The sequence below is a fragment of the Microbacterium sp. 69-7 genome (assembly GCF_001897985.1).
Classification (GTDB): Bacteria; Actinomycetota; Actinomycetes; order Actinomycetales; family Microbacteriaceae; genus Microbacterium; species Microbacterium laevaniformans.
In genome coordinates this window covers 1-8,127 of sequence record NZ_MKRU01000077.1, presented here as the reverse complement: position 1 = coordinate 8,127, position 8,127 = coordinate 1, and the positions used below count along the sequence as shown (strand labels likewise).

Annotated in this window: 6 protein-coding genes; 1 reads left to right on the top strand and 5 read right to left on the bottom strand. The window is 62.0% G+C overall.

Features of this window, described 5'->3' with window-relative positions:
* Positions 1 to 1,493: LGFP repeat-containing protein (locus BGN98_RS07370; protein WP_502687824.1), on the bottom strand; the 1,493-nt coding region annotated here is incomplete at its 3' end.
* 254 nt (positions 1,494 to 1,747) lie between these two features.
* Here BGN98_RS07370 and BGN98_RS07365 point away from each other — a divergent pair.
* Complete coding sequence (locus BGN98_RS07365; RefSeq protein WP_288120529.1) at positions 1,748 to 2,683, top strand: glycosyltransferase; 936 nt, start codon at positions 1,748 to 1,750, stop codon at positions 2,681 to 2,683.
* A gap of 21 nt (positions 2,684 to 2,704) precedes the next feature.
* On the opposite strand, the gene BGN98_RS07360 is transcribed toward BGN98_RS07365, so the two are convergent.
* The 4 genes from BGN98_RS07360 to BGN98_RS07345 form a co-directional block, all read right to left on the bottom strand.
* Positions 2,705 to 4,090: a sugar nucleotide-binding protein gene (locus BGN98_RS07360; RefSeq protein WP_502687823.1), complete on the bottom strand. Its 1,386-nt coding sequence runs from the start codon at positions 4,088 to 4,090 to the stop codon at positions 2,705 to 2,707.
* A gap of 4 nt (positions 4,091 to 4,094) precedes the next feature.
* Positions 4,095 to 5,096: a dTDP-glucose 4,6-dehydratase gene (rfbB, locus tag BGN98_RS07355; protein WP_288120527.1), complete on the bottom strand. Its 1,002-nt coding sequence runs from the start codon at positions 5,094 to 5,096 to the stop codon at positions 4,095 to 4,097.
* Positions 5,096 to 5,965 (bottom strand): glucose-1-phosphate thymidylyltransferase RfbA, encoded by an 870-nt coding sequence (rfbA, locus tag BGN98_RS07350; protein WP_288120525.1) that lies wholly within the window; start codon positions 5,963 to 5,965, stop codon positions 5,096 to 5,098. Before rfbA ends, rfbB begins: the two co-directional genes overlap by 1 nt.
* A 55-nt stretch (positions 5,966 to 6,020) precedes the next feature.
* Positions 6,021 to 8,127 (bottom strand): DUF6541 family protein (locus BGN98_RS07345; protein WP_288120523.1); only part of this gene is annotated, 2,107 nt, incomplete at its 5' end.

Genomic DNA, 8,127 nt, shown 5'->3' with positions numbered 1-8,127 from the left:
AGCCATGGGTTAGCCAGTGCTGTGCCCACCCAGGGGTCGGTCGCGGAAGTCAGGCGTCCTTGTCCGGCGGTGACGGTGATGACTCCACCCTGGAACTGTTGGGTGTAGTTCGACCAGTTCGTGGGCATCGGATCGGAGGTCGGCTGGCCAAGGATATTGTATTCGCGCCCCCAGTTCGACCATGTCGTTACACTTGCGTTGGGAACCACTCGAATCCCGACGGCTGCGGATGCGACGATCCAACCCCCCTGGAAAACCTGTCGGCACATACCATTGGACTCGCATATCGCGTCAGTCATGGGAAGGCCCAGCGGTCCGTACTCTCGACCCCAGTACCCCCACACTGCACGGGCATCGGTGCCCACGAATCTAATGCCGATGTCTCCGTTTGATACGAGCCAGCCGCCCGAGAATTCCTGCCGGCACGCGTTCTGCATATCCGAGCAGACCACGCTGGAGACAGGAATTCCGATCGGCCCGAACTCGCGACCGTAGTTGCGCCAAGTCGTCAAGTAGTCGGCCGACACAGCGAAGACTCCAGCCGAACTGCGAGCGAGTGCACCGCCCTCATACTGCTGCACACAGCCGATCGCCGAGCAGGTTACCGCCTCAATGGGGTACCCGAGCCAACTCTGGTTTCCTGCGTACGCGCCGGAGAAGTAGTCGGGCACGTCGTACCCGAGCGTCGATCCAAACCAGTCTGTGAAGTAGTTGAAGAAGTTGCGATTGCCATAGCTGGAACAGGAGTCACCCAACCCATACCCTGCCGCAAGGGCAGCCGCGTTCGGTTGGTACGGCGTGTAGTTGTACAGTGCGGCGGTCGCGTAGTTGCGGATGTTCAGCGAGGAGCCTCCGCAGGAGGATGAGGGGTTATATGCGATGTAGTTCGCGCCGGGCTGCTTCGCGAAGTTGGCGGCCTTGTATGTCTTCAACTGCTGGGTTCCCTTGAGGATCTGCGGGCCCACACCGGCGAAAGCGGGGTCACAGGGGGCGGTATCTGGACAGGACGCGCCCATCGCGGCGCTCAGGTTCCAATCCGACGGAGCCCTGCTCGTGACCAGCCCTTGTTCTTTCTGCAGGGTTACGAGGATGACCTTGGCAGATATCCCGCAAGCCACCTGCACGCGGTAAATCAACTCGGACACCGCCATGCTGCCGCCCTGAATCGCTGAGCAGATCAGGTTGCCCGTGGTCTGCGAATACACGGCTCCTCGGGAGGAGATCCCTGCTGTCAACACATTCAGACAGTTGCCGTTGCGGCACGTCCCAATCTTCTGGTCCAGGAATGCCTGGATTTGGTCCGCGCTCATCGCGTTGCCGTTGTAGAACACCGAGTCGTCGATGATCCGCTCGGGGTTGAACGCTCCGAGGTCTGCCGCCGTCGCTCGAAGGCTCGGTGTCACGACAACCTCTGCGGCTGTGAAGAGCCCCGCGGTCAGGATGCCGACGGCCGCGAGAACAGCAAGGCGTAGAGCAGTCGGGCGGAGTTTCATTCCAACAGGCTCGCATACCCTCGCTGCAGCCCCGTCGTGCCACGCGGAGTGGTGGACGTACCTCGGTATTATGTGAACTGCCTCGCAACGTAGAATCGTGGCGTGATGACATCAACTTTCGCGCGGCTTTGGACTCCCAGTCTGCGGGCGGAGCACAGCGCGGGAGCTGGAGAGTAGTGTCTATCGCTCCCGATTCTCGCCTCGTTGCAGCCGGCACGCGAACCTTGCCGCTCGCCCTGTGGGGTGCGATTCTGATGAGCGGCGGACTGTTCGTGTTCACCGTAGCATCGGTTATCAATCTGCCGATCAGGATCGTCTTCCCGGTTGCGGACGGATTCTTCCGCGACGTCGTCTGGCTTTCTGGCGCCCCGCTTACGTTCGGCACACTTCTCGTGCTGGCGGACTTCCTCCTCTTCTATCGGAGGCGACGTCGCGGCCACGAACTCTCGGTAGCCGATGTGGATCGAAGTGCAGTCACGGTGGTCCTCACGGCTTACAACGATGAGGCGAGCATCGCTAACGCGGTCGCGGATTTCTTGGCCAGCCCGCTTTCACGCCGGGTCATCGTCGTTGACAACAACAGCTCCGATGGCACTGCGGCAGCAGCGGCCGCTGCGGGAGCGACGGTCGTCGTCGAAACGCAACCGGGCTACGGTCGGTGTGTGTACAGGGCGCTCAGTGAGGGCGCCACTTACACGGACACGGAGCTTGTTGCGCTGTGCGAGGGGGACATGACGTTCCGGGCAGCGGACCTGGAGAAGCTGCTGGCGTACATCCCCCACGGGGACGTTGTGAACGGTACCCGTATCGTAGAGCAGCTGCGGGAGAGGGCGACGCAGCTCACCACGTTTATGTTCTGGGGCAATTTCATTGGTGGGAAGTTCTTGGAGTTCAAGCACTTGGGCCGCGGGACCGTCACTGATCTGGGAACGACCTATAAACTCTGCAGGTCTCGTTTCCTGCGCGAGCATCTGAGTGACTACGACCCCAGCGTGAACCTTGAGTTCAACGCTCACTTCCTCGACGTCACGCTCAAGAATGGCTTTAAGCTGGTCGAGGCGCCCGTCACTTTCCACGCCCGCGAGGGAGAATCCAAAGGTGGCAATGTCTCGAACTCCCGAGCCACTCGCGTCGGGTTCAAAATGCTCGCGGGGCTGCTGATCTCATGGCGCCTTATTCGTGCCCGTTGAGACCCTTCTCCACGCTTCCGGTCAGATTAGGGCGTCGCCGAGGGTGAACCCAGTGCTCACGATCTTCGTCGTATCGAGGACGCTGTTCCTCGGGCGGGGTGAGACCGCACCGTCCGTTGATGCGTAGTACGCGGCAGTCGTCACTCCAGCTACGCGCGCTGGGTCATGTCCGGCTGACATGAAGACGCGGCGCGCGATCTCGGCCCAAGACAGGACATCCCCTCCTCCGGTGACGTTGTAGATACCAAACGGCGCACCGCTTTCCAGCAGATGGCGGATGCTGCGTGCGATATCGGCCGCCGGGGTAAGGCGGCCAAACTGATCATCAACCACGGTTGGATCGACGCCGCGACTCGCAAGGGAGGTCATGGTCCGGACGAAATTGTGCCCGTCGCCGACAACCCAACTCGTCCGCACGATGAAGTGCTGCGGAACAGTCGAGACGATCGCGTCGCCCGCCGCTTTTGTTTGGCCGTACACGCCGAGTGGACAGACGGGGTCGTCCTCGCGATACGGGCGCTCGAGGCTGCCGTCGAAGACATAGTCGCTCGAGACATGGACGAGTGTGATCTTGTTCATCGTCGCAATCTGCGCCAGGCGTGCGACACCAGAGACGTTGGTGGCCCATGCTACTCGACGGCCGTCGGACGTCTCGGCGGCATCCACCTTCGTGTACGCGGCAGCGTTGATGATGGTGCCGTAGTCACCCCAGTTGCGTGAGGAAAGCAGATCCGGTGACAAAAGACTGAGGGATGATCGGTCGGCGAACTCGACATGCCGCACGCCAGCGTAGGAGGTGCGCAGCGCGCTTCCCAGCTGGCCGTTCGCTCCGATGATGAGGATCTTCTTCGGTGGGATCGGAACCACATCCGCGAGGCGGGGATGGTTCTTGTCCTTCTCACTGATCTCCACCTGGTCCAGGGGGATGGGCCAGTCGATGGCGGCGGTTTCGTCGGCGAGGTTGAGGAAGGAGTATTCCGCGGTCGGTGACCAGTGATCGTTCACGAGGTACGTGTACGCGGTGTTGGGCTCGAGGGTTTGGTAGGAGTTGCCGACGCCGCGGGGAACGAAGATCGCTTTCGACGGGTCCAGTTCGGTCGTGTACACGGCCCCGAACGTGGGGCCTTCGCGCAGATCCACCCAGGCGCCGAAGATCCGTCCCGTCGCGACCGATACCCACTTGTCCCACGGTTCGGCGTGGATGCCGCGGGTAGTGCCGACAGCATCGTTGAAGGAGATGTTGTTCTGCACCGGCCCGAAATCGGGTAGGCCGAGAGCGGTCATCTTCTCCCGCTGCCAGTTCTCCTTGAACCAGCCCCGCGCATCCCCATGCACCGGCAGATCGAAGACGACCAGGCCGGGGATCGGGGTGTCGGTGACCTTCAGCTGCTTGCCGTACTCGGTCACCCCGTCACTGCCCCTTCGACGCGTAGAACGCTTCGACGCCATCCTTCGCCGGCGCCCACCACGCCTCGTTCTGCTGGTACCACGCGATGGTCGCCGCGAGCCCCGCCTCGAAGTCCCGGTACTGCGGCGTCCAGCCCAGCTCCGTGCGCAGCTTCGTGGAGTCGATCGCGTACCTGAGGTCATGGCCGGCGCGGTCAGTGACGTGGTCGTAGGCGTTGGCGGGCTGCCCCATGAGGCTGAGGATCAGCTCGACCACGGTCTTGTTGTCCTTCTCCCCATCCGCACCGATGAGGTACGTCTCCCCGACGACGCCCTTTTCCAGGATCGCGAGCACGGCCGAGGAGTGATCTTCGGCGTGGATCCAATCGCGCACGTTCTCACCCGCCCCGTACAGCTTGGGACGGATCCCACGGATCAGATTCGTGATCTGGCGCGGGATGAACTTCTCCACATGCTGATACGGGCCGTAGTTGTTCGAACAGTTGCTGATCGTTGCCTGCACACCGAAGGACCGCACCCACGCCCTAACAAGAAGATCCGAACCCGCCTTAGTGCTGCTGTACGGGGAAGACGGGTTGTAGGGGGTGCTCTCCGTGAACCGTTCCGGATCATCCAGCTCGAGGTCCCCGTAGACCTCGTCGGTGGAGATGTGATGGAAACGAGTGCCGTGCTTTCGTGCCGCTTCCAGCAACGTGTACGTGCCGATGATGTTCGTGTCCAGGAACGGACGCGGATCACTCAGGCTGTTGTCGTTGTGTGACTCGGCTGCGTAATGCACCACCACATCTGCCGCATCGAACAGCCCGTCGACCAGCGCGGCGTCCGCAATATCACCCTCCACGAAGCTGAAGCGGTCTGCGGGCAAGCCTCCCAGCGAGGCCAGATTCCCGGCGTAGGTCAGCTTGTCCAACACCGTTACGTGATCGTCCGTGTGCGCGATGACGTGATGGACGAAGTTCGACCCGATGAAACCGGCACCACCGGTCACCAATAATCTGCGCGCCATTACAGTCCTCGTTCCAGAATGTTCAGCAGGTATGTGCCGTAGCCCGATTTCACGAGCTTCTGCGCCCGCTGCGCCAACTCGATGTCGGACAGGAATCCCTGTCGCCACGCGACTTCCTCCGGTACCCCGATCTTCAAGCCGGTGCGGCGCTCGATCGTTCGCACGTAGTCTGCAGCATCCGTCATCTGATCGAATGTGCCCGTATCCAGCCAGGCGGTTCCGCGGGGAAGCACCTCAACCTGGAGCTTTCCCGCATCGAGATAGGCCTTGTTAATATCGGTGATCTCGAACTCGCCGCGAGCCGAAGGCTTCAGGTTCCGCGCGATATCCACAACATCGTTGTCATAGAAGTAGAGACCCGGGACTGCATAGTTGCTCCGTGGCGCGACGGGCTTCTCCTCCAGAGACACCGCTCTGCCTTCGGTATCGAACTCGACCACTCCGTACGCGGACGGTTCGGCCACCCAGTATGCGAAGACAGCACCGCCGTCGACGTCGGTGTAGCGCTTCAACTGCGTGCCCAGTCCGGGGCCGTAAAGCAGGTTGTCACCGAGAACGAGGGCTACTTTGTCGGCGCCGATGAAGTCCGCTCCGATGGTGAATGCCTGCGCGAGTCCGTCGGGGGATGGCTGCTGGGCGAAGGAGATCGTCACGCCGAACTGGGACCCGTCTCCGAGGAGCCGCTCGAAGAAGGGAGCGTCATGAGGGGTCGTTACGACGAGGATGTCTCGAATGCCGGCGAGCATGAGCGTTGACAGCGGATAGTACACCATCGGTTTGTCGTACACGGGAACCAGCTGCTTGGAGACCCCGAGGGTGATGGGATGCAGCCGGGTGCCCGAGCCGCCCGCCAGAATAATGCCTTTCACACGTCCATCGTTTCATATAGTCAGGGCCGCGTGCGGCACCAGAGAAGACAGGCATTCATGGACTGGGCATGCACGCTGAGGCCTCGAACAGGCCTGCGTCGCCTACCCGGGCGATCTCTGTGATGGCTGCGCCTGACCCTGGTTTTCCGGCGATCGCTGCAAGATCTTCGGTGCCGGGAAGCACAGAGATTTGACCGCGGTAAACTCCCTGATCCCCGAAGTCGATCGCCCAGTAGGCGTTCAGTTCGCCGATCAGCGGACACACTGCAGGATCCCTTCCTGCTTGGCTCCAATGTTGGAGAAGGTACGACTCTGCATCCGTTCGTTGTCCGAAAACGTGAGGCGCGAGTGCGGCGCGCCCGGAGAATGCCGGCGTTAGCGAGGCTCCCGTCAGAGGATTGCCCACGATGACGCCATCAATCGGAACGAGGTCACGCGTCCTCAACAGCAACGCGTGCTCGTCGTCGGTGAGGAGAGCCTGGCCGTCGTGGCCGAACGACTGCCGAACCCAGTCCTGCGCTTGTGGAAGGGGTCCGAAAAGAGAGGATGCGATGCCGAGCGCGGCGACGGCGGTGATACTCGTCGCGTGCATAGCCACATCCGATCCCATTGCCCGGAGTTGCGAGAGCCCGCGCCGAGTAAGCCTTGCGATGCTCGCTGCTCCCAGGACCAGGACGGGCGAAGCCGCCACGGCGAGCAGCGCGCCCGCTCGTTCCGGATCGCGATACCAGACTCCAGATACGAAGTCACGCAGCGCCGGATGGGCGAGAGCGGCCGCGCCGAAGTAGATCGCTCCCGCGATCACGAATGTCCCTACGGTCGGCCAGTATCGTCGCGGGTGACGTGCGGCTACAGCAAGTCCGGCCAAGAGGAGAACGATCGCTAGCCACGACATCGCCCCCGTCCCCGGGGAAACGCTGACTATCGAGCCAATCGCCTGGCGATAGTCCTCTGTGGGCTGCCACGGAGCAGTGTCGAGAGCGGGACGGATCAGGACGAAAAGCGCAGCGCTGACCACCAGATAGGCGCTGCCGAGCGCGATACCCCAAGCGCTTGGTGGAGCTTTTCGGCATTCGCGGAGCAGTAAGTCGACAGCGAAAGGAGCTGTGAACACCGTCGCAGCTATGACGACGCTTGGATGAGTGAGTGCGATACCCGGTCCGATCGCCGCCAGCGTCACAGAAATCCCCAGAAACGAAGTTCGTGACGAGCGTGACATCCCGAACAGCTCTACGACGAGCGCGATGATGACCGGGATCATCGCCATTCCTGCGAGGAACGGGTAGAGGACCCCGAACGAGAACATACGGAACGGGAACGCCGCGAGCGAGCCGCTGACCAGCCCGGTAAACACAACAACATCTGCCCGCATACCGAACAGACGAGTTGTGAGGAAGGTGAGCGACAGGGGCCATACCAAGCAAGCAAGAAGGATCGATACGGCGTTGAGGGCCACAGCGACGTCCTCGACGCCGAGGCCCATGACCAGAGCAGCCATGTCGTGGAACGCAGCAGGGTAGAAGCCCGCTGAAGCCGGCGTGAGATTTCCCAGCGTGAGAGAGGATCCGACTCCCGTCTGGTGGATGATCGCAGTCGCGTTCAGGTGGAAAATGTTGTCGAAGAGTTGCGCGATCTCGGTCGGCGCGCCGATCGCGATGAGCAGTCGTCCTCCGATCATCACTGATCCGATGAGAAGACCCGCACCCACGGCTACGGCCATTCCCCACGTCCGTCGCCTCAGATCGAGCGCAGTCGGCGCGTGGAGGGGGTGCACTTCAGCGAAACTCTTGCGCTGAATCCATCTTCGTACGGCGAACGTCGCGGCGGCCACCAGAATGCTCAACGCGCCGAACGAGGCGATCGTGAAAGAGATCCCTAGAGCGGAGAAGAGTATGGCCGCGGTCGCGGCCAGAGTGAACGAGAGCGGCGTCGCGACCGCCCAGAGCCGGTAGCCGCGCGCGCCGGCCGCTGCGGCAACGAGGCCCCCCGGTACGAATAGCACTACGCCCGCGGCGATCATCGCCGGGAGAGCTTCTAGCCAGCTCGACATCGACACCTGCATCCATTTTGAGACAACGACGGCACTGACCTTAGCAAGCCGTTTCTTCGGCTTCGGTGGACGTGGACCTTCAGCGCTGTCATGTCTCAGGACATCGGTGACG

What these genes read in the sequence shown, in the direction of transcription:
- rfbB (WP_288120527.1), bottom strand. Translation starts at nt 5,096, where the DNA reads ATGGCGCGCAGATTATTGGTGACCGGTGGTGCCGGTTTCATCGGGTCG.
- BGN98_RS07365 (WP_288120529.1), top strand. Translation starts at nt 1,748, where the DNA reads ATGAGCGGCGGACTGTTCGTGTTCACCGTAGCATCGGTTATCAATCTG.